The sequence below is a fragment of the Paraburkholderia sp. CNPSo 3076 genome, assembly GCF_026343935.1.
Classification (GTDB): Bacteria; Pseudomonadota; Gammaproteobacteria; order Burkholderiales; family Burkholderiaceae; genus Paraburkholderia; species Paraburkholderia nodosa.
The window spans coordinates 35,368-56,400 of the sequence record NZ_JAPMAL010000019.1; the positions used below are offsets into that span (position 1 = coordinate 35,368).

The 21,033-nt window shown below is 67.3% G+C and carries 14 protein-coding genes and 1 pseudogene; 8 read left to right on the top strand and 7 right to left on the bottom strand.

What is annotated here, in order from left to right:
- Positions 1 to 7: 7 nt before the first annotated feature.
- Positions 8 to 2,944 (top strand): formate dehydrogenase subunit alpha, encoded by a 2,937-nt coding sequence (gene fdhF / locus M3A49_RS22245; protein ID WP_266230928.1) that lies wholly within the window; start codon positions 8 to 10, stop codon positions 2,942 to 2,944.
- Positions 2,945 to 2,948: 4 nt separating this feature from the next.
- On the top strand, positions 2,949 to 3,188 hold the full coding sequence (locus M3A49_RS22250; RefSeq protein WP_254351980.1) for a formate dehydrogenase subunit delta: 240 nt from the start codon (positions 2,949 to 2,951) through the stop codon (positions 3,186 to 3,188).
- 46 nt (positions 3,189 to 3,234) lie between these two features.
- Here M3A49_RS22250 and M3A49_RS22255 read toward each other — a convergent pair whose 3' ends face one another.
- From M3A49_RS22255 to M3A49_RS22265, 3 genes are all read right to left on the bottom strand, one after another.
- A complete protein-coding gene (locus M3A49_RS22255; protein WP_266230931.1) occupies positions 3,235 to 4,923 on the bottom strand; it encodes an FAD-dependent monooxygenase in 1,689 nt (562 codons plus the stop codon).
- Between the two features lie 120 nt (positions 4,924 to 5,043).
- The gene (locus M3A49_RS22260; protein WP_266230933.1) at positions 5,044 to 6,126 is read right to left on the bottom strand and encodes a cation diffusion facilitator family transporter; all 1,083 of its coding nucleotides are present in this window, start codon (positions 6,124 to 6,126) and stop codon (positions 5,044 to 5,046) included.
- Positions 6,123 to 6,443, bottom strand: coding sequence for an ArsR/SmtB family transcription factor (locus M3A49_RS22265; RefSeq protein WP_266230934.1), 321 nt, complete (start codon positions 6,441 to 6,443; stop codon positions 6,123 to 6,125). Before M3A49_RS22265 ends, M3A49_RS22260 begins: the two co-directional genes overlap by 4 nt.
- Positions 6,444 to 6,596: 153 nt before the next feature.
- On the opposite strand from M3A49_RS22265, the gene M3A49_RS22270 reads away from it, so the two are divergent.
- Positions 6,597 to 8,543: a tetratricopeptide repeat protein gene (locus tag M3A49_RS22270; protein ID WP_266230936.1), complete on the top strand. Its 1,947-nt coding sequence runs from the start codon at positions 6,597 to 6,599 to the stop codon at positions 8,541 to 8,543.
- An 89-nt stretch (positions 8,544 to 8,632) separates the two neighbouring features.
- Here M3A49_RS22270 and M3A49_RS22275 read toward each other — a convergent pair whose 3' ends face one another.
- Positions 8,633 to 9,928 carry an MFS transporter gene (locus M3A49_RS22275; RefSeq protein WP_254351984.1) on the bottom strand — a complete coding sequence of 432 codons (1,296 nt, stop codon included), beginning with the start codon at positions 9,926 to 9,928 and terminating at the stop codon, positions 8,633 to 8,635.
- 344 nt (positions 9,929 to 10,272) lie between these two features.
- Between M3A49_RS22275 and M3A49_RS22280 the strand changes: the two genes are divergently transcribed.
- Entirely contained in the window at positions 10,273 to 10,803 is a 531-nt protein-coding gene (locus tag M3A49_RS22280) for a GNAT family N-acetyltransferase (RefSeq protein WP_254351985.1), read from the top strand.
- 47 nt (positions 10,804 to 10,850) lie between these two features.
- On the opposite strand, the pseudogene M3A49_RS22285 reads toward M3A49_RS22280, so the two are convergent.
- From M3A49_RS22285 to M3A49_RS22295, 3 genes and pseudogenes are all read right to left on the bottom strand, one after another.
- Positions 10,851 to 11,030, bottom strand: a pseudogene (locus M3A49_RS22285) (DUF2968 domain-containing protein); the annotation flags it as partial.
- 48 nt (positions 11,031 to 11,078) lie between these two features.
- On the bottom strand, positions 11,079 to 12,452 hold the full coding sequence (locus M3A49_RS22290) for a gamma-glutamyl-gamma-aminobutyrate hydrolase family protein (protein WP_266230939.1): 1,374 nt from the start codon (positions 12,450 to 12,452) through the stop codon (positions 11,079 to 11,081).
- 133 nt (positions 12,453 to 12,585) lie between these two features.
- Positions 12,586 to 14,343, bottom strand: coding sequence for a cation:proton antiporter (locus tag M3A49_RS22295; RefSeq protein ID WP_254351987.1), 1,758 nt, complete (start codon positions 14,341 to 14,343; stop codon positions 12,586 to 12,588).
- A 213-nt stretch (positions 14,344 to 14,556) separates the two neighbouring features.
- Between M3A49_RS22295 and M3A49_RS22300 the strand changes: the two genes are divergently transcribed.
- The 4 genes from M3A49_RS22300 (at position 14,557) to xdhB (ending at position 20,928) form a co-directional block, all read left to right on the top strand.
- Positions 14,557 to 15,948: an amidase gene (locus M3A49_RS22300; RefSeq protein ID WP_266230941.1), complete on the top strand. Its 1,392-nt coding sequence runs from the start codon at positions 14,557 to 14,559 to the stop codon at positions 15,946 to 15,948.
- Positions 15,949 to 16,087: 139 nt separating this feature from the next.
- Complete coding sequence (locus M3A49_RS22305) at positions 16,088 to 16,618, top strand: disulfide bond formation protein B (protein ID WP_254351989.1); 531 nt, start codon at positions 16,088 to 16,090, stop codon at positions 16,616 to 16,618.
- A 372-nt stretch (positions 16,619 to 16,990) separates the two neighbouring features.
- The gene (gene xdhA / locus M3A49_RS22310) at positions 16,991 to 18,547 is read left to right on the top strand and encodes a xanthine dehydrogenase small subunit (RefSeq protein WP_266230944.1); all 1,557 of its coding nucleotides are present in this window, start codon (positions 16,991 to 16,993) and stop codon (positions 18,545 to 18,547) included.
- Entirely contained in the window at positions 18,544 to 20,928 is a 2,385-nt protein-coding gene (gene xdhB, locus M3A49_RS22315; RefSeq protein ID WP_266230946.1) for a xanthine dehydrogenase molybdopterin binding subunit, read from the top strand. The genes xdhA and xdhB overlap by 4 nt, the downstream gene beginning before the upstream one ends.
- Positions 20,929 to 21,033 lie beyond the last annotated feature (105 nt).

Sequence of the window (21,033 nt, forward strand, 5' to 3'; positions counted from 1 at the left end):
AACCACCATGTCCGACACGCTCATGTCCCAAGCCGGTGGTTGCGGTTCCGGCAATTGCGCCTGCAAGTCCCAGGCAAAGAAGCAACGCTCGCCCTTCGACGAAACCGATTTCGGCACGCCGCTGGTCCACGCCGACGTGGACGTCACGCTCGAAATCGACGGCCAGTCCGTGACGGTGCCGGCCGGTACTTCGGTGATGCGCGCCTCCATCGAGGCCGGCATCAACGTGCCCAAACTCTGCGCCACCGACTCGCTCGAACCGTTCGGTTCGTGCCGTCTGTGTCTCGTGGAAATCGAAGGCCGCCGCGGCTATCCCGCTTCGTGCACGACGCCCGTCGAAGCGGGCATGAAGGTGCGCACGCAAAGCAATCCATTGCAGAAGCTGCGCCGCAACGTGATGGAGCTGTACATCTCCGATCACCCGCTCGACTGCCTCACCTGCCCCGCCAATGGCGACTGCGAGCTGCAGGACATGGCCGGTGTGACGGGCCTGCGCGAAGTGCGCTACGGCTTTGACGGCGCGAATCACCTCAAGGACAAAAAGGACGAATCGAATCCGTACTTCACGTACGACCCGTCGAAGTGCATCGTCTGCAATCGTTGCGTGCGCGCGTGTGAAGAAACGCAAGGCACGTTCGCGCTGACCATCGCCGGTCGCGGTTTCGAATCGCGCGTGGCTGCGGGTGCGAACGAATCGTTCATGGAGTCGGAATGCGTGTCGTGCGGCGCTTGCGTGGCCGCGTGCCCGACCGCCACGCTGCAGGAAAAGACCGTCGTGATGCTGGGCCAGGCCGAGCACTCGGTCGTGACGACCTGCGCCTATTGCGGCGTGGGCTGCTCGTTCAAGGCCGAGATGAAGGGCAACGAAGTCGTGCGCATGGTGCCGCACAAGAACGGCCAGGCGAACGAAGGCCATGCCTGCGTGAAGGGCCGCTTCGCGTGGGGCTACGCGACGCACAAGGACCGCATCAAGAAGCCGATGATCCGCGCGAAGATCACCGATCCGTGGCGCGAAGTGAGCTGGGACGAAGCGATCAACTACGCCGCGAGCGAGTTCCGCCGCATTCAGGCGAAGCACGGACGCGATTCGATCGGCGGCATCACGTCATCGCGCTGCACGAACGAGGAAACCTACCTCGTGCAGAAGCTCGTGCGCGCCGCGTTCGGCAACAACAACGTCGATACCTGCGCACGCGTGTGCCACTCGCCCACCGGCTACGGTCTCAAGACGACGCTCGGCGAATCGGCGGGCACGCAGACCTTCGCTTCCGTCGATCACTCGGACGTGATCATGGTGGTCGGCGCGAACCCCACCGACGGCCACCCCGTCTTCGGCTCGCGTCTGAAGCGCCGCGTGCGTCAGGGCGCGAAGCTGATCGTCGTCGATCCGCGCCGCATCGACATCGTCGACACCGCGCACGTGAAGGCCGAGCATCACCTGCAGCTGCGCCCGGGCACCAACGTCGCGATGATCAACTCGATCGCGCACGTGATCGTCACCGAAGGGTTCGTGAATGAAGCGTTCGTGGCCGAGCGCTGCGAAACGCGCGCGTTCGAGCAATGGCGCGATTTCGTCTCGCTGCCGGAAAACTCGCCCGAAACGATGGCCGAAGTGACCGGCGTGCCCGCCGAGCAGGTGCGCGCCGCCGCGCGCCTCTACGCGCAGCAAGGCAATTCGGCGATCTACTACGGCCTCGGCGTCACGGAACACGCGCAAGGCTCGACGATGGTGATGGGCATCGCCAACCTCGCGATGGCCACGGGCAACATCGGCCGCGAAGGCGTGGGCGTGAATCCGCTGCGCGGCCAGAACAACGTGCAGGGCTCGTGCGACATGGGTTCGTTCCCGCACGAGCTGCCGGGCTATCGCCACGTGGGCGATTCGATCGTGCGCGGCGAGTTCGAGGCGGCCTGGAACGTCGCGCTGCAAAGCGAGCCGGGCCTGCGCATTCCGAACATGTTCGAAGCGGCGCTCGACGGCACCTTCATGGGCCTCTACTGCCAGGGCGAGGACATCGTTCAGTCCGACCCGAACACGCAGCACGTGGCGGCGGCGCTTTCGTCGATGGAGTGCATCGTCGTGCAGGACATCTTCCTGAACGAAACGGCGAAGTACGCGCACGTGCTGCTGCCGGGCTCGTCGTTCCTCGAAAAGGACGGCACGTTCACCAACGCCGAGCGCCGCATCTCGCGCGTGCGCAAGGTCATGCCGCCGATCGCCGGCTACTCGGACTGGGAAGTGACGATCCTGCTCTCGCGTGCGCTCGGCTACGAGATGGACTACACGCATCCGTCGCAGATCATGGACGAGATCGCGCGCCTCACGCCCACGTTCCACGGCGTCTCGTACAAGAAGATCGACGAGATGGGCAGCATCCAGTGGCCGTGCAACGAAGAAGCGCCCGAAGGCACCCCGATCATGCACATCGACGAATTCGTGCGCGGCAAGGGCAAGTTCGTCATCACGAAGTTCATCGCCTCGCCGGAGAAGGTCACGCGCCGCTTCCCGCTCCTGCTCACGACGGGCCGTATCCTTTCGCAGTACAACGTGGGCGCGCAGACCCGCCGCACCGAGAACTCGCGCTGGCACGAGGAGGACCGCCTCGAGATCCATCCGGTGGACGCCGAAGACCGCGGCATCCGCGACGGCGACTGGGTGGGCATCGAATCGCGCGCGGGCCATACGGTGCTGCGCGCGAAAGTCAGCACGCGCATGCAGCCGGGCGTGGTCTATACGACGTTCCACTTCCCCGAGTCGGGCGCGAACGTCATCACCACGGATGCCTCGGACTGGGCCACGAACTGCCCCGAGTACAAGGTGACGGCCGTGCAGGTCAGCCACGTGCAGCAGCCCTCGGAGTGGCAGCGCGAATACTCGCGCTTCAATACGACCCAGCTCGAGCTGCTGAGCCAGCGCGAAGCGCTTGCCACCTCAGGGAAATAAGGCGATGAAAGCTGATCACTTGATCGAAATGGCGAACCAGATAGGCATGTTCTTCGACTCGCTGCCCGATCGCGAGGAAGCGCTCACGGGCATCGCGGAGCACATCCGCAAGTTCTGGGAGCCGCGCATGCGCCGCACACTGCTCGCGGCGCTCGATGGCGAAGGCGAGCAGGCGGGCTTCACGGAGATCGTGCGCGCCTCGCTCACGAAGTATCGCGAGGCGCTGGTGCCCGCGGCGGCTTGAGCCTGGCCAGCCGGCCCGTCACATGAGGCGCACGGCGCCGCGCGGTTCAGACCGGCGGCGCCTGTCCAAAGCCCGCAGCTGCGTACCACGTCTCGCAGTGGCGCAGCAGCGCATTGAGGTCCGACGTGGGACGCCCCCGCGCGCCGATATAGCCGTCGGGCCGCACCAGATAATACGCGGGCCGCGTGCGCCCGTACGATTCGCTTAGCGAGGCCGCGCCCTCGCCCGCCAGCGGCGTCTCGCCGTTGGCGAGTTCGGCGATCCACCAGATCCGCAGCGCCTGCGGAAACAGCCGCTCGACGGCTTCGGCAAATCGCTTGAGCGCGGCGCTCACTTCCGCGCCGTTTTTCACCGCTGCAGCGTCGGCGTCGCCCTCCACCAGCAGGAACAACGAAAAGCACGCCGGGTCGTGCAGATCGAAGATGCGCCCCTTGCCCGGCGCCTTGCCTAGCGGACCGTCCACCACGCGCACGAAGGCGTCCGGGGCGCGCTCGCCCGCGCGGGGGCCGCCGTCCAGCACGCGCTCGAGCGTGAGCGGGCTGCGGCGATACTGGATCGACAGCTCGCTCACCGCCTGGCGCGCCGCGTCGCGCAGCGGCCCGAGCGCGACGAGCGCCGGCATCACGCGCTCGCGCAGCAGCTTGAGCGGGCCGTGATCGGCTTCCACCAGTTGCGTCATGAAGCTCGTCTGCTGCAGCACGAGCCGCTCGATCGGATAACGCTCCGCGTGATAGGTGTCGAGCAGGCGCTCGGGCGCGCCGCGCGCGTGCACGCGGGCGAGCTTCCAGCCCAGATTGAAGGCTTCCTGGATGCCCGTGTTCAAGCCCTGCGCGCCCGCGGGGCTGTGCACGTGCGCGGCGTCGCCGGCAAAGAAGGTGCGCTCGACGCGCAACTGCCGCACCATGCGGCTGTTCACGCTGAAGTACGACGCCCAGCTCATGTCCGAGACGGACACCGGATGGTGCACGCGCTGCAGGATGATGTCGCGGCATTCCTCCAGCGTGGGCACGGGGATCGTGCCTTCGGGCGCGGCGGGCAGCATGGCCTTGTGATCGGCGATCAGGCGGTAACGGCCGTGGCCGAACGGAAAGAGTGCGGCGAGACCGTCGCCCGAGGCGAAGATGTGGAACTCGTCGTCGGACCAGGGCGTGCTCGCGCTCAGGTCGGCGAGCAGGAACGATTGCGTCATCGTCTCGCCGTCGAACTTCATGTCGAGGCGATGGCGCACGGTGCTATGCGCGCCGTCGGCGGCGATCACGTAAGCGCAGCGCAGCGACTCGACGCGCCCGTCGGGGCGGCGCACTTCCGCGCTCGCGCCGGCCGAGCCCTGGGTGTACTCCAGCAGCTCGCAGCCGCGCTCGATCTCCACGCCGAGCGTCGCGAGATGCCCGCCGAGGATGCGTTCGGTAACCGTCTGTTCAATGAAGAGCAGATAGGGATAGCGCGTGAAGAGCGGATCGAAGTCGAGCCGCGCGCGGCGCTGGCCGTTCGAATAGAGGTTCGCGATATGCGCGCGGTGGCCGAGTTCGAGAAACGGCTCGACGATCCGATGCTGCTCGAACAGTTCGAGCGTGCGCGCCTGAATGCCGATCGCCCGCGAGTGGCGTCCGGGCTGCGGCGCGCGATCGATCAGCCGCACGGGGATATGCGCACGCGCAAGACTCATCGCGGCGGCAAGCCCGGTGGGGCCCGCGCCCACGATGAGCACGGGCGCGAGAGAAGAAGCCACGGCCATGCAGACCTCCATGCGCTCGACACGCTACGTAGTGTATCGCCCGCGCCGGGACCGGTCGCGCGGCAGCGCATCAAATGCGCTCTGAATGGCGCGAGAAGGCGCTGCGCGAATGGCCGCGCTTCAGTGCGCGTGCGGATGCCCGTGCGCTTGCGTGTGCCTGTGCGCGCCGTCCGGCATCTCCAGCGCGCAGCGATGCTCGCTCGTGCCGAGATCCACCTGCAACGTCACGTGCCGCATGCCGAAACGGACCTGGAGCGATTCGACCATATGATCGAGCGCGGCGTCGCCGGGGTGCCCCGCCGGCATCACGAGGTGCGCGCTCAGCGCGCAGCCCGTGGTCGAAAGCGCCCAGACGTGAAGGTCATGCACATCGACTACGCCCTCCTGCTGCGCGAGGAAGCCGCGCACGCGCACGATGTCGACGTTCTCGGGCACGGCCGCAAGGGCAAGCCGCACCGACTCGCGCAACAGCCCCCAGGTGCCGTACACGATCACGAGCACGACCGCGATCGACATGAGCGGATCGATCCAGCTCCAGCCGGTCGCAAGAATCAGCAGACCGCTCACGGCCACGGCGGCGGAAACGCCGGCGTCGGCGGCCATGTGCAGGAAGGCGCCGCGAATGTTCAGGTCGTCCTTTTGCCCGCGCATGAAAAGCCACGCCGAAAAACCGTTGACCACCATACCGATGGTCGCCACGACGAACACGTCGAAGCCCGCGACCGGCGCCGGATGGAACAGGCGGCCAAGCGCTTGCGCGAGGATCGCGCCGCACGCGAGCAGGAGCAGCGCGGCGTTGGCGAGCGAGGCGAGAATCGACGAGTTGCCGAACCCGAACGTGAAGCGCGCCGACGGACGGCGCGTTGCGAGCCACGCGGCGCCCCAGGCGAGCAGCAGGCCGAGCACGTCGGAGAGATTGTGGCCGGCGTCGGCGAGCAGCGCGGTGGAATGCGCGAGCACGCCATACACCGTCTGCACGACGACGATGAAGACGTTCAGCGCGACGGCGATGGCGAACGCGCGGCCGTGCCCCGCGACCGGCGCGTGATGATGGTGATGGCGGCCGTGCGCGTGACCATGCCCGTGCGGCGCGTGGGCGTCGTGGGCATGGCCGTGGGCGTGATCGTGATCATGGTCGTGCTCGCCCTCGTGCTTGCTGGCGCCTGCGGCGTCTTGTGCGTGTTCGTGATCCGCTGCGCTCATGCGCCCTCCTGCCATTGCGCCGAGGGCTCGGCCACGTGTTCCAGCATGCCGGCGATCATCGCGCTGATATGCGCGTCCGCAGCCGCGTAGAACACCTGCTTGCCCTCGCGTTCGGCGCGCACGACGCGCGCGGCGCGCAAAAGCCGTAGATGGTGACTCACCAGCGACGGCGACAAACCGAGCGTGTCGGCAATCGCCCCCACGGCGATCCGGTCCCGAACACAGGCGAGCACGATACGCAGGCGCGTGGCGTCGCCGAGCAGACGGAAGAGGTCGGCGAGCGGAACGACGCGCTCGTCATCGGAAACTGGGGTCATGAATACACACGATACATATGAACAGGTGTTCAAATGTTAGTTCAGCAACGGATGCCAGTCAACTTTCAATCAACATTCGGCCAACTTCGGGAACGAGTCCGCGAGTATGGGAAAATGCCGCCTTTGTGTCCCGAACGTTTTGCTTCTTCAGTCATGGAACAGCTTTTTGTCCGCGCGTACGCCGCACATCGCGACGGCCGGCTGGACGACGCCGAGCGCGACTACCGCGCGACGCTCGCCGCCGATCCCGTGCACGTCGATGCGCTGCATCTGCTCGGCGTGCTACGGCATCAGCGAGGCCAGCACGCCGAAGCCGCGGACCTCGTGCGTCGCGCGGTCGCTTTGCGCCCTGACGACGCCGCGCTCCAGCTGAACCTCGGCAACGCACTCAAGGCGCTCGGCGAACTGGAAGGCGCGATCGAGCGCTTTCGCAACGCGCTCACGCTCGCGCCCGCCTTTGCCCTCGCGCATTACAACCTCGGCAACGCCTATGCGGTGATCGGCCGGCACGAGGACGCGATGTACGCGTTCGGACAGGCCGTGCGCCTGCAGCCCGGCGACGCCTCGTCGCACAACAATCTCGGCAACGCGCTGCACGCGCTCGGCCGCCATGCCGAAGCCGCCGACTCGTTTCGCCGCGCGCTCAAGATCCGCCCGGGCCACGCCGGGGCGCACAACAACCTCGGCATGTCGCTCAACGCGCTTGGCGACAGCGCGAGCGCGGTCGAACAATTCCAGAAGGCGCTGCGCGTGCAGCCGCGCTTCGTCGCCGCGCATTTCAATCTTGCGAATACGCTCGACGCGACCGGCCATCACGGCGAAGCCGTGGCTGCCTTCGAAACGGCGCTTTCGCTGCAGCCGCATTTCGCGCCGGCCCTGTTCGGGCTCGGCAATGCGCTTGTCGCGCTCGGCCGCCACGACGCAGCCATCGGGCCCTACGAGCGTGCGATCGGCTTCGATCCGAAATTTGCCCTCGCCTGGCTCGCGCTCGGCGTGGCGCATCACGCGCTCGGCCGGCATGCGGCCGCGCTGCGCGCCTTCGACGAAGCGCTGCGCGTGCGGCCCGATCTGGCCGCCGCGCACTTGAATCGCGCGCTCACGTGGCTCACGCTCGGCGACTTCCGGCGTGGACTGCCCGAGTACGAATGGCGGCTCGATCCGGCCGCACGCGACGAGGCACACGCCAACGCACCGCGCGGCGCAGGCTACATCCTGCCCCCGCAGGTGAACGCACCGATTGCGCCGATTGCGCCGCGCACGACGCAAAGCACGCTGCCACGCTGGCACGGCGAGCCCCTGAACGGACGCACGCTGCTGATCGAGGCCGAACAGGGTTTCGGCGACACACTTCAATTCGTGCGCTTCGTGCCCCAAGTCGTCGCAACGGCACAGAAAACCGGAGCACGCGTCGTGCTCGAAGTGCAGCGCGCACTCGTGCCGCTCATCGCGCCCGCAGCGGAAGCCTGGCGCGTCACGCTCGTCGCGCAGGGCACGCCCCGGCCCGCCGCCGACCTGCACTGCCCGCTCCTCTCGCTGCCGCTCGCGCTCGGCACGAGCATCGACACACTGTCCGCGCGCACGCCCTACCTCAACACCAGCGCGGCCTACGGGCGCAAGTGGCGCGGCTCGCTGGGCGGCCAGGCGCGGCGCAAGATCGGCCTTGCGTGGTCCGGACGCATCCAGAAGCACGAGAATCGCGCGATTGCGCTCGCCGCGCTCGAACCGCTCTTCGCGCTCGAAGGTATCGACTGGATCGTCCTGCAACCCGAACTCAGCGCCGCGGAACACGCGGCGCTCGACGCGCATCCACGGGCACGCTCGATCCACCGGCTCGGCGGCAAGCTGCAGGATTTCGCGGATACCGCGGCCGTGATCGAACGTCTGGACGGCGTCGTGTCGATTGATACCTCGATCGCCCACCTCGCGGGCGCGCTGGGCGCGAAACTCTGGGTCATGCTGCCGTTCGCCGCGGACTGGCGCTGGTTTGCGGGCACCGACGAAAGCCCGTGGTACCCGCACGCGCGGCTCGTCCGTCAGCCACGCCCACATGCATGGGCGGAAGTCGTGGAAGCGGTCGCGAGCGAGTTGCGCGACGCGTAAGCGGCACAATGAAAAACGGAGCGCCTGAGCGCCCCGTCCTTTTATTGCTTTCGCCGCGAGAGTGCCGGCTCAATCGGTCAATCCGCCGATCAGGCAGCCTTGTACTGATTGCGCGCTTCCGGCGTGCGATAGAGCACGAGCGTCGCGATGAGGCCGCACACGCCGGCGACGCCCATCCAAGCCCCCGGCGCCGCCTTGTTGCCGCTCACGTGGATGAGGTAGGTCGAGATCGCCGGCGTGAAACCGCCGATCGTCGTCGCGAGACTGTAGGCAAGCGAGAAGCCGGCCGTGCGCACATCGGCGGGCATGACTTCGGTGAGCGCCACGACCATCGCGCCGTTGTAGCAGGCGTAGAGGAACGACAGCCACAACTCGACCGTGAGCAGGCGGCCGAACGACGGCTCCGCCACGAGCCACTGCACCGTGGGATAGGCGGTGAGGATCGTGAGCACGGTGAAGGTGATCAGCATCGGGCGGCGGCCCACACGGTCCGAAACCGCGCCGGAAACCGGCAGCCAGAAGAGGTTCGACAAGCCGATGCAGACCGTCACGATCAGCGTGTCGATCTCGTTCAACCTGAGCACTTCCTTGCCGAAGGTCGGCGTGTAGGCGGTGATGAGGTAGAAGGACACGGTGGTCATGATGACCATGCCCATACCGGCGATCACGACGCCCCAGTTCTGCACCATCGACGCCATGATTTCGCCCATCGACGGACGATGCTTCTTCTTCGCGAACTCCTCCGTTTCCTGGAGCGAGCGGCGAATGATGAAGAGGAACGGCACGATCAGGCAGCCGATGAGGAACGGCACGCGCCAGCCCCAATTCGTCATCTGCTCGACGGGCAGCAGGCGATGCAGCAGCACGCCCAGCAGCGCGGCAAACACCACGGCGACCTGCTGGCTGCCCGACTGCCACGAGACGTAGAAGCCTTTGTTGCCCTTGGTCGCGATTTCGGAGAGATAGACCGAGACGCCGCCCAGTTCCACGCCCGCCGAGAAACCCTGCAGCAGCCGCCCCAGCAGCACGAGCGCCGGCGCGAGTATGCCGATGGTCGCGTAGCCCGGCACGACGGCGACCGCGAGCGTGCCGAACGCCATCAGGCCGAGCGTTAGCATGAGGCCCTTGCGGCGGCCGTGATGGTCGATGTACGCGCCGAGGATGATGGCGCCGAGCGGACGCACGAGGAAGCCCGCGCCGAACACGGACAGCGTGAGCATCAGCGAAGCGAACGCATTGTCACTCGGGAAGTAGGTCCGGGCGATCGCCGAAGCGTAGTAGCCGTAGACCATGAAATCGTACATTTCCAGGAAGTTGCCGCTGACGACGCGGAAAACGGTCCGGAATTTTGATTCGCCTGGGGATGCGTGGGACGCGGTAGACATGACACTCTCTGAAGGGACTGTCCGGGAAGCCTGAGCGGCTCGCGGGACAGTGAAAAACAATCACTCGCGGTAAAACGAGGGTCGCGCGGGCGCGCGCGCAGGTATTTTATTGTGCGATACGCGCCGGGACTCAGATATTCGGGCATTTCCTTGAAAGAGGCTAGCAAAAAGCATCAACAAAGGCCAATTATTCCATTTTTATTACGATATAAATTCATTATTCTTTCATTGCGGGCGACCCCGCCGCGAGCGTCCTCGAATGGGGCAAAATATCTTGCAGCAGGGCTTGGCGCGCGGCCCCCGACGCGCGCCCTGATCCAGACGCCCACACGTCCGCCATCCGCATGACCGACATCCCAGCCCTCACGCTGCGCCCGGCCACCGTCGCCGATGCTCCCTTGCTCGCCGCCATGCATGCCGCAAGCTGGCAGGCCACGTATCGCGCACTGCTGCCCGCTGCGTTTCTCGAACGCGAAGTCGACGCCGAGCGCGCGGCTTACTGGCGCGCGCGCATGGAAGCGCCAGGCAGCGAACGGCGGCTCGTCCTGATCGCCGAGCTTGCATCGGGTGCGGCCGTGGGCTTCGTGTGCGTCGAACGCCAGCCCGGCTCTCCCTGGGGCGTCCTGCTCGACAATCTTCATGCGCTGCCGGCGCACCAAGGCACCGGCGTCGGCAAGCGGCTCATGCGCGCGGCGCAGGACTGGGCGCGCGCCCAGGGCGAGACGCAGCTCTATCTCTACGTGCTCGACGGCAACACGCCAGCGATTGCGTTCTACGAGCGCCAGGGCTGGACCTATTCGGGCTCGGAGCCCGACCGCATGGGCGGCATCGACATCACCGCACTGCGTTACGTGTACCGGCTCGGCGGCCAGTGAAGTCCGCCAGACTCAGCGCAAACAACCGAGGCTTTTAAGCCATTTCCGATGCGTTCGATGAAGGTCTTTTGCGCCTCCAGCTCCGTCCGGCGTATCTCTAACTGCGAAAGCTGCTCGGTTTGCCGCGCGAAGTCTGCGTAGATCGCCTCGGAACATGCTTCGTCCTGCGAACGGATCACGCGCCAGAAGTGCTCGTCCTGAAACAGCACGACGTAGTACGTCACGCGGCCAGGAGGGGGTTGCTGCGATTCGCAGTGATCGCCCGTGGTTTGCAATCAGAAGCGGGTTTCGCGCGCAGATCGCAAGAAGGTGTCGAGCAGCGGCGTGCAGTCGAGCAGTTCGGGGCCGCCCGCACGATGGAACTCGGGGTGCCACTGCACGCCCACGACGAACGGCGAACGCCGGTAACGCACCGCCTCGATGAGCCCGTCGCCCGCCGAAACGGCCTCGACAGTCAGGTCGCGTCCGAGGCTCTTCACCGCCTGATGGTGAATCGAGTTGACGATCGCCTCGCGCCGCCCAGGGAACATGGTCGCGAACGTCGAGCCCGCCGGGAACGTGACCGCGTGGCGATGCTGGTCGTAATGCTCGCTCACGTGCACGCCGGCCGTCGGCACTTCGGTCGCGATGTCCTGAAAAAGCGTGCCGCCAAACGCCACGTTGATGAGTTGGCAGCCGCGGCACACGCCCAGCACCGGCTTGCCCGATTCGACGAACTCATGCAGCAGTTCGAGTTCGTACATGTCGCGCACGCGGTCGCCCGGCCATTCGGGGCGCGGCGAGACTTCCGCATACGTCTGCGGCGAGACGTCGGCGCCTCCCTGGAGCAGCAAGCCGTCGAGATGCTTCGCGTAATCGCGCAAGCGGATATTGCTCGGGTGCAGCATCCCCTGATGCCCGACCGTCGGGATCATGAACACGATGACGTCTCGAGACATCACCCAGTGTGCGATCGATTCCTCCAGGTATTGCAGCGTCTTGCCGCGCAGCCCTAGTGCGCCCGGCTCCGGGTGGAAGATCCGCGCCGAGACGCCGATGCGCAACGTGCGCTGCGTGATGCGCTGACCGGCGCGGTCGAACATTTGCCGCGCCCGCGCCACGACGATGCGGCCGAACACCGCCCAGGCCGAATCGCTCGCGCGCAGATAACGCGGCGGTTCCGGCGGAATGGCGCCGGGCGGCGGCGGGTGATGTGCAGTGAAGTCGGGCGCCTGGCCGAAGCCGGCCGGCGCAGCACCAGGACGTTGCGGCGCAGCAGAGGCTGCCGCCTCGCCAGTGCTCGCCGGTTCGGTATGCGGGGCCGGCGCGGGCGCGGACTTGCCGGCCTCGGCGGTTTCGCTGATCGGAATACTCGGCGTCGTGCCCGCCGGCGCCTGCTTCGGCAACTCGCCAGGCGCGGAAGCCGCTGCCGCCCCTTCAGCGCCAGGCGTGACGGTCGAAGCGCTTTCGGGCGCATCCGTCGAAGCGCGTTGCGCGGCTTCCCCGGAGGGCGAAGCGGAAGGCGATGCAGAGGGAGAACCAGCAGGAGGAGAGGACGAGGACGAGGACGAGGGCGAGGGCGAGGGCGCGGGGGCGCCGGCAGGACCGGCATCGGCAGGACGGCTTGCGCCGTCAGGGACCTCGGGGTGGTCTGATTTGTTATCGCTCATGACGTGGGGTCAGGCGCGCGGCGCGCGAACGAATGAACAGGCTTTGATTATCCGTCGCACGGCACGCCGCCGCCACCCCCGCACACAATTGCTCACATCCCGTCACACCAGCGGCACCTCGAACTCGCCTGGATCAGGCATCCGGCCGCTCGTCGAAGGTCTCGCGCAACGCAATCTGCATCGACGCGTGGATCTTCACGCACCAGCGCCACAACAGCATGGTGAGCGCCGCCGCGCACACCAGCACGCCGACGAGAAAGCCCGTGGGCGGCAGGATCGTGCCCGAGAGCGCCGCCACGAGCAGGAACACGCCGAACATCGAGACCACGGGCACCAGTTCCGCAATCACATGCCGGATCGCGCGCGTAAAGCGCCCGGCCTTCTCCGGCTGCACGCTCACTTCGGCGAGCAACAGCGCGAGCGACTGCGTCTTGCGCCACACCGCCACGAGAAACGGCATCGCGAGCACGAGCGCCGCGCTCCACAGCACGACACGCTGAATGCGCTCGTCGCCGATCCAGTGCGCAAGCAACGGCGACGCGTAGCGCGCGCCATACGAAACGCCGATGAAGATCGCCGAGACGAGCGCGAGATTCACGGCAATCTGCACGACGATGCGCTTCGTGAGCGAAAAGATCGTGGGCCCGTCCGAGCGCGGCACGAGGCAGCGCAGCCACTGGCTGTACATGCCGAACACGTTCGAGACGGCAGGCGGCATGGCGCGCGCGAGGCGCTGCGAGAGCGGATCGGCGATGCGGATCAGGTAAGGCGTGGTGAGCGTCGTGATGGCCGAAACGGTCACGGCGATCGGATAGAGAAACCCGCTCGTCACCTTCAGCGTGAGACCGAGCGAGGCGATGATGAACGAGAACTCGCCGATCTGCGAGACGGTCATACCCACGCGCATGGCGGTGCGTCCGTCGTGGCCCGCGAGAAAGGTGCCGAGGCCACACGACACGAGCTTGCCGAGCACCACGGCAAGCGAGATCACGGCGATCGGCCAGGCGTAATCGACCAGCACGAGCGGGTTGAGCATGAGCCCGATCGTCACGAAGAAGATGGCGGAGAACGCGTCGCGCAGCGGCGCGACGAGATGCTCGATGCGATGCAGATGGCGCGACTCGGCCATGACCGCACCGATCAGGAACGCACCGAGCGCGATCGAATAATCGAGCTTCACGACCAGCAGGCAAAAGCCGAAGCAAAAGCCCAGCACCGAGACGAGCAGCATTTCGTCGTTGCCCACGCGCGCGATATAGCCGAGCACGCGCGGCACGATCAGGATGCCCGCGAGCAGCGAGACCAGCATGAAGAGCAGCAGCTTGCCGAGCGTGATGAGCGCGATGCCCGGCGAGAGCTCGCCCGTCTGCGCGATGCCGCCGAGCAGCACGAGCATCGCAATGCCGAGAATGTCCTCGACGATCAGGATGCCGAACACGAGCTGCGCGAACGGCTCGCGCTTCACGCCGAGATCGGAGAGCGCCTTGACGATGATCGTGGTCGAAGAGATGGCGAGAATCGCGCCGAGGAACAGCGCATCCATCGTGGCCCAGCCGAACGCGCGGCCGATCTCGTAGCCGAGCCACAGCATCAGCACGATTTCCGAGAGCGCCGCGACGATGGCGGTCGCGCCCACCTGGAAGAGCTTGCGCAGGCTGAATTCGAGGCCGAGCGAGAACATCAGGAATACCACGCCGAGCTCGCCGAGCGTCTGGATGGTCTGCTCGTCGTGAATGAGCTGGAACGGCGGCGTGTACGGCCCGATGATCACGCCCGCCGCGATATAGCCGAGCACGACCGGCTGCTTCAGGCGATGAAACAGCACGGTGACGACGCCTGCCAGCGCCATCACGACTGCCAGATCCTGAATGAAGCCGATTCCGTGGTGCATGAAGGTCTTTCCTTACAAATAGCTATCGATTCTGCGCATATTACCCGATGCGCGGCGTGAGCCAAATCGCACGCAAGGAAAAAAGCCGACCTACAATGATGCGACCCTTGCAGGCGCGGCCCGCCCTCGGCGCCCTTCGCCGGCGGCCCGCCCGCCTGCTCCGCTGACCTTCGCGCAGCGCGCCGCCGCGCATTGACCGAGTCTTCCGCCGCCATGACCACCGCTTTCACGCCCGCTTTTACCCCGTTCCCACCCCTCGCCCAGCTCGCGGCCGACCTCGCCGCGGGCCGCACGACGAGCCGCGCGCTCGCCGAAGCCGCGCTCGAGCGCATCGCCGACCCGGCCGGCCAGGGCGCGACCGTCTTCACGCACGTCGATGCCGAGCGCGTGCGCGCCGCCGCCGACGCACACGACCGCCTGCGCGCGTCCGGCACCGTGCTTTCGCCGCTCGCGGGCATCCCCGTCTCGGTGAAGGATCTGTTCGACGTAGCGGGCGAAGTCACGCGCGCGGGCTCCACGGCGCTCGCGAATGCGGCGCCCGCCAAAGAGGACGCCACCGCTGTCGCGCGGCTGCGCCGTGCGGGCGCGGTGCTGGTCGGCCGCACCAACATGAGCGAATTCGCGTTCTCGGGGCTCGGCCTGAATCCGCACTACGGCACGCCGCTCTCGCCCTGGCGCCGCGGCGTGGCAGGCGACGCGCGCGTGGCGGGCGGCTCGTCCTCGGGCGCGGCGGCCTCGGTCGCGGACGGCATGGCCGCCGTCGCGCTCGGCACCGATACCGGAGGCTCGATCCGCATTCCCGCCGCGTTCTGTGGCCTTACGGGCTTCAAGCCCACCGCCGGGCGCATTCCGAAAACGGGCGGCGTGCCGCTCTCCCCCACGCTCGACTCGTTTGGCCCGATCGGCAACACGGTGGCGTGCTGCGCGCTCACGGACCGCGTGCTCGCCGGACTCGCGCCGCACGTGCCGGCCGCGCGCCACCTCGAAGGCGTGCGCCTCGGCGTGCTCACCAACTACGTGACCGACGACGTGGACGCCGAAGTCGCGGAGACGATCGATACGGCGCTCAAGCATCTGGATGCGGCCGGCGCGATCGTGAGCGAAGTCCGCTTTGCCGCCTTCGAGCGCCTCGCCGGGATCAACCGCATCGGCTTCTCGCCGATGGAAGCGTATGCGTGGCATCGCGAGCTGATTGCGAAGCATCGGGACCAGTATGACCCGCGCGTCCTGGTGCGCATCCTGAAGGGCGAGCACGCTACGGCCGCCGACTATCTGGACCTGATCGCCGCGCGCGCAGCGGTCATGGCCGAGGCCGAGGCTTCGCTCTGGTCGCGCTTCGACGCCGTGATCGCGCCGACCGTCCCCATCGCGCCGCCGCCCGCCGCCCCGCTTGTCGCCGACGACGATGTCTTCGCGCGCACCAACGCGCTCGTGCTGCGTAACCCGAGCGCGTTCAACTTCCTCGATGCCTGCGCGCTCTCGCTGCCGTGCCACCACTACGGCGCAGCGCCGGTCGGGCTGATGCTCGCCGCCGCGCCTGACAACGATGACGCGCTGCTCGCCATTGGACGCGGCGTCGAGGCCGTGCTCGCGCCGCTGCGCTGATTTGAGCGGGAATCGCTCGAGCCCCTGCTGCGTTCGGGCAAGGACACGTCCGCGCCGCGCGCAACCTTCGCGCTAGAATCCCGTCACGCCGTCGCAGCCACCTGTGCGCTGCGCCAGATAACCCGAACGAATGAGCCTCATGAACGACGATAACGCGCTGTTGCGCCGCGAGCGCGGCCTGCTGGTCCTCCTTGGCCTGATCTGCCTCGCGCTCCTGGGCGGCGCCCTGTACTTCCAGTATGTCGAGCATCAGGACCCGTGCCCGCTGTGTATCCTGGGGCGCTATTTCCTGATTCTGATCGCGGTCTTCGCCTTTCTCGGCGCGCGCATGACGAGCTGGCGCGGCGTGCGCGTGCTCGAAGCGCTCGTGGTGCTTTCGGCGGCAGGCGGCGCGATTGCGTCCGCGAAGCTCGTCTGGGTGCAGGCGTTCCCCAACTACAGCTGCGGTTTCGACACGCTGCAGCCCATCGTCGATGGCCTGCCTTTCGCGCACTGGCTGCCCGGCGTGTTCAAGGTGCAAGGCCTTTGCGAAACCACCTATCCGCCGACGCTCGGCCTGACCATGCCGGTGTGGTCGCTGCTCGCCTTCGTCATCGCGTTCCTGGTCGTGATCCTGAGCCTGTGGCGCAACCGGCGCCGCCAGGTGTCGTGGCCCGGCATCCGCCGCTGACCGGAGAAAGGGCGCGGCGCGCCTTTTCAAGCTCCACCGGCTCTTCTATCGCTTCCGCCGCCCAGCCATCGGGCGGCGCGCACGCCAGCGCGATTCGAGCGTTAGCCTCGCACGGCAGCGTCGAATCGCGCACGACTTCCGCACCATCCCCTCCTTGCGGGCGCGATCATCGCACGCAATGGCTTTGCAACGCCGCGCGCGCTGTGACGTCGTCATGACCCAACTCACATAACCCCCATCTTGCGGGGGAAATACTTTCCTGCGGCAAGCGGTGCTATCTTCGGAACTGGATGGCGATCTACGTGCGCGAGGCCGGTGTTGGCGCGCCCCTCTCGTAACGCGCGCCTGATCCGCAATGTCCCCGGGTTCACCATGACAACGCAAACCATCCGCTTCCTCCACCGAGGCGCCGTGCACGAAGTGCGCGACCTGCCTCCCACACGCACGGTGCTCCAGCACCTGCGCGAGGATCTGCACGCCTGCGGCACCAAGGAAGGCTGCGCGGAGGGCGACTGCGGCGCGTGCACAGTTGTCGTGGGCGAACTCGACAGCGAAGGCCATCTCGCGCTCAAGGCTGTCAACGCCTGCATCCAGTTCCTGCCGACCCTCGACGGCCGGGCGCTCTACACCGTCGAAGACCTGCGCCAGCCGGATAGCGCACTGCACCCGGTCCAGCAGGCGATGGTCGATTGCCATGGCTCGCAATGCGGCTTCTGCACGCCGGGCTTCGTCATGTCCTTGTGGGCGCTTTACGAGAACCAGCCTGCCGGCGCGGGTCTGCCGAGCCGCGAGGAAATCAACGAGGCGCTCTCGGGCAACCTGTGCCGCTGCACCGGCTACCGGCCCATCATCGAAGCGTCGCTGCGCATGTTCGACGAAACCTGCCATGCGCGCGTGGCGCTCGATCGCGCTCGCGTCGAGGCGCAGCTGCGCGCGCTGCAGCGCACCGGCACCTTCGAATATCGCGGCCCCGATGTGCGAGGCGTCGCGCACGGCGAAAGCACGTTCTACGCGCCGCGCACGCTCGCCGCCTTCGCGGCGCTGCGCGCCGCGCATCCTGACGCGCGCGTGCTCGCGGGCAGCACCGATATCGGCCTGTGGGTCACGAAACAGTTCCGCGACCTTGGCGACCTCATCTACACCGGCAACGTCGCGGAACTGGCGAGCGTTGCGCGCGACGCCCAGACGCTCACGATCGGCGCGGCCGTCCCGCTCGAAGATGCCTACGCCGCGCTCGCCATCGATTACCCCGAACTCGCGGAACTGTGGGCGCGCTTCGCCTCGCTCCCTATCCGCAATGCGGGGACGCTTGGCGGCAACGTCGCGAACGGCTCGCCCATAGGCGACTCGATGCCCGCGCTGCTCGCGCTCGACGCCACGCTCGTGCTGCGTCGTGCGGCGCGCGTGCGCACGCTGCCGCTTGCAGCCTTCTACACGGGCTACCAGAAGAACGCGCTCGAAGCGGGCGAATTCGTCGAAGCGGTCCGCGTGCCCCGCCCCGCGCCGACATTGCGCTTTCGCACCTACAAGGTCTCGAAGCGCTACGACCAGGATATCTCGGCGGTGTGCGCTGCGTTTGCGCTCGACGTTCGCGAGGACGGCACCCTCGCGAACGCGCGTATCGCCTACGGCGGCATGGCCGCGATCCCGCAGCGCGCCGCGCTTGCCGAAGCCGCGCTCACCGGTGCACGCTGGGACGAAGCCAGCGCGCAGCGCGCGATGGATGCGCTCGCCACCGACTATCAGCCGCTCACGGACATGCGCGCGAGCGGCGCCTATCGCCTGAAGGTCGCGCGCAATCTGCTGTGGCGCTGCTGGCTCGAAACGCGCGACGACGCCCCGCTCGCGCTGTGCGACGTCAACGCGTTCGCTTTCGCCGAAGGCGACGACGATGGCCGGGACAACGCAGCCGCCGGAGTCACGTCATGAACGATCAAGCCGAAGCGCTCGTCATGCGCCCACAGCCAGGCGATGAGCACGCCCACGAGCGCGCGCTCGGCGCGCCGCTGCCGCACGAATCCGCCGATGCGCACGTGAGCGGCGAGGCGCGCTACACCGACGACATCCCCGAACTGCACGGCACCGTGCACGCGGCGCTCGGCCTGGCGCGCCATGCGCACGCGCGCATCGTCGCGCTGGATCTCGAACGCGTGCGCTCGTCGCCGGGCGTGCTTGCGGTGTTGACCGCCGCCGATATCCCCGGCGAGAACGACTGCGGCCCGGTCGTGCACGACGATCCGGTGCTCGCGAGCGACGTCGTGCAATATCTCGGACAGCCCGTGTTCGCGGTGATCGCCACGAGCCACGAACTCGCACGCCGCGCCGCGGCGCTCGCCGCGAGCGACGACGTCGTTCGCTATGAGCCGCTCGAGCCCGTTCTCAGCATCGAAGAGGCGCGCACGCGCCAGCACTACGTACTGCCGCCGCTGCGTCTTGTGCGCGGCGCGCCCGATGCTGCGCTCGCCGCTGCACCGCATCGCCTCGCAGGCACGTTTGCCGTGGGCGGCCAGGAACAGTTCTATCTCGAAGGCCAGGTGGCCTACGCGCTCCCGCAAGAGCAGACCGGCATGCTCGTCTACAGCTCGACGCAGCACCCGAGCGAAATGCAGCAGGTCGTCGCGCATCTGCTCGGCTGGCCCGCACATCGCGTCGCCTGCGAATGCCGGCGCATGGGTGGCGGCTTTGGCGGCAAGGAATCGCAGTCGGCGCTGTTCGCGTGCGTCGCCGCGCTCGCGGCGCACAGGCTGCAGCGGCCCGTGAAACTGCGTGCGGATCGCGACGACGACTTCATGATCACCGGCAAGCGCCACGATGCGCTCTACACCTACGAAGCGGGCTACGACGACGAAGGACGGCTCCTCGGCGCGCGCGTGGAGATCGCGCTGCGCGCGGGCTATTCCGCCGATCTTTCGGGCGCGGTCGCCACGCGCGCGGTCTGTCACTTCGACAACGCCTACTTTCTTTCGGATGTCGAAATTGTCGCGCTCTGCTGCAAGACGAACACGCAGTCGAACACCGCGTTTCGCGGCTTCGGCGGCCCACAAGGCGCGCTCGTGATGGAGGTGATGCTCGACGAAATTGCCAGGGCGCTGGGCCGCGATCCGCTCGATGTACGGCGCGCGAACTATTACGGCATTGGCGAGCGTGAGCACACGCCGTACGGCCAGCGCGTGGAGGACAACGTGCTCGCGCCGCTCACCGACGAACTGGTCGCGTCGAGCCGCTATCACGAGCGTCGCGCGACCATCGCCGCGTACAACCGCACGAGCCCTGTGCTCAAGCGCGGCATGGCGCTCACGCCAGTCAAGTTCGGCATCTCGTTCAACGTGCCGCATCTGAACCAGGCGGGCGCGCTTGTCCATGTGTACCGCGATGGCTCGGTGCTCGTGAACCACGGCGGCACCGAAATGGGCCAGGGGCTCAACACCAAGGTCGCGCAGGTCGTGGCGGGCACGCTCGGATTGCCGCTTGCACGCGTGCGCGTGAGCGCCGCCGATACCTCGAAGGTCGCCAATACTTCGGCCACGGCGGCCTCCACGGGCAGCGACCTCAACGGCAAGGCCGCCGAGGATGCAGCGCTCACGATCCGCGCGCGCCTCGCGGCGTTCGCGGCTGCACAATACGGCGGCGCGGCCGAAGACGTTGCGTTCGACGATGGCCTGGTGCGAGCGAACGGCAAGGCGATTGCCTTTGGCGAATTCGTCGAACTCGCGTACATGAAGCGTGTGCAACTGTGGTCCGATGGCTTCTACGCCACGCCCAAAGTGCATTGGGACGCGCGCACGCTCACCGGCCATCCGTTCTACTACTTCGCCTATGGCGCGGCAGTGTCCGAAGTGGTCGTCGATACGCTCACGGGCGAATGGAAACTCGTGCGCGCCGACGTGCTGCACGACGCGGGCCAGTCGATCAATCCGGCCATCGATCTCGGCCAGGTGGAAGGCGGCTTCATCCAGGGCATGGGCTGGCTCACCACCGAGGAGCTTTGGTGGAACCGTGACGGGCGGCTCATGACGCATGCGCCGTCCACCTACAAGATTCCGGCGGTGAGCGATACGCCAGAGGCATTCAACGTGAAGCTCTATCGCAGCGGCGGCAACGACAACGTCGAGGCGACCGTGTTCCGTTCGAAGGCCGTGGGCGAACCGCCCCTGCTGTTGCCGTTCTCGGTATTTCTCGCGATTCGCGACGCCGTGGGCGCAGCGGTGCCCACGGCGCGCGAGGCCGCGCCGCTGCGCGCGCCCGCGACGCCTGAAGCGATTCTCGATGCGCTGGACGCGCTGCAGGCAAACAGCCGCAAAATGAACTGACCGCGCGAACCGGCCCGCGCCTCGCACACTCCAACCGCAAAGCGCAGCCCGCGCGAGGCCACGAAGATTAACCGGCGGCACAGGCAACACCGTGCCGCCCCGTAG

Coding starts and splice junctions, on each gene's coding strand:
- M3A49_RS22295 (WP_254351987.1), bottom strand. CDS start 14,343: ATGCACCACGGAATCGGCTTCATTCAGGATCTGGCAGTCGTGATGGCG.
- M3A49_RS22305 (WP_254351989.1), top strand. CDS start 16,088: ATGAACGACGATAACGCGCTGTTGCGCCGCGAGCGCGGCCTGCTGGTC.
- M3A49_RS22290 (WP_266230939.1), bottom strand. CDS start 12,452: ATGAGCGATAACAAATCAGACCACCCCGAGGTCCCTGACGGCGCAAGC.
- xdhB (WP_266230946.1), top strand. CDS start 18,544: ATGAACGATCAAGCCGAAGCGCTCGTCATGCGCCCACAGCCAGGCGAT.
- M3A49_RS22270 (WP_266230936.1), top strand. CDS start 6,597: ATGGAACAGCTTTTTGTCCGCGCGTACGCCGCACATCGCGACGGCCGG.
- M3A49_RS22300 (WP_266230941.1), top strand. CDS start 14,557: ATGACCACCGCTTTCACGCCCGCTTTTACCCCGTTCCCACCCCTCGCC.
- M3A49_RS22265 (WP_266230934.1), bottom strand. CDS start 6,443: ATGACCCCAGTTTCCGATGACGAGCGCGTCGTTCCGCTCGCCGACCTC.
- fdhF (WP_266230928.1), top strand. CDS start 8: ATGTCCGACACGCTCATGTCCCAAGCCGGTGGTTGCGGTTCCGGCAAT.
- M3A49_RS22250 (WP_254351980.1), top strand. CDS start 2,949: ATGAAAGCTGATCACTTGATCGAAATGGCGAACCAGATAGGCATGTTC.
- xdhA (WP_266230944.1), top strand. CDS start 16,991: ATGACAACGCAAACCATCCGCTTCCTCCACCGAGGCGCCGTGCACGAA.
- M3A49_RS22260 (WP_266230933.1), bottom strand. CDS start 6,126: ATGAGCGCAGCGGATCACGAACACGCACAAGACGCCGCAGGCGCCAGC.
- M3A49_RS22255 (WP_266230931.1), bottom strand. CDS start 4,923: ATGGCCGTGGCTTCTTCTCTCGCGCCCGTGCTCATCGTGGGCGCGGGC.
- M3A49_RS22280 (WP_254351985.1), top strand. CDS start 10,273: ATGACCGACATCCCAGCCCTCACGCTGCGCCCGGCCACCGTCGCCGAT.
- M3A49_RS22275 (WP_254351984.1), bottom strand. CDS start 9,928: ATGTCTACCGCGTCCCACGCATCCCCAGGCGAATCAAAATTCCGGACC.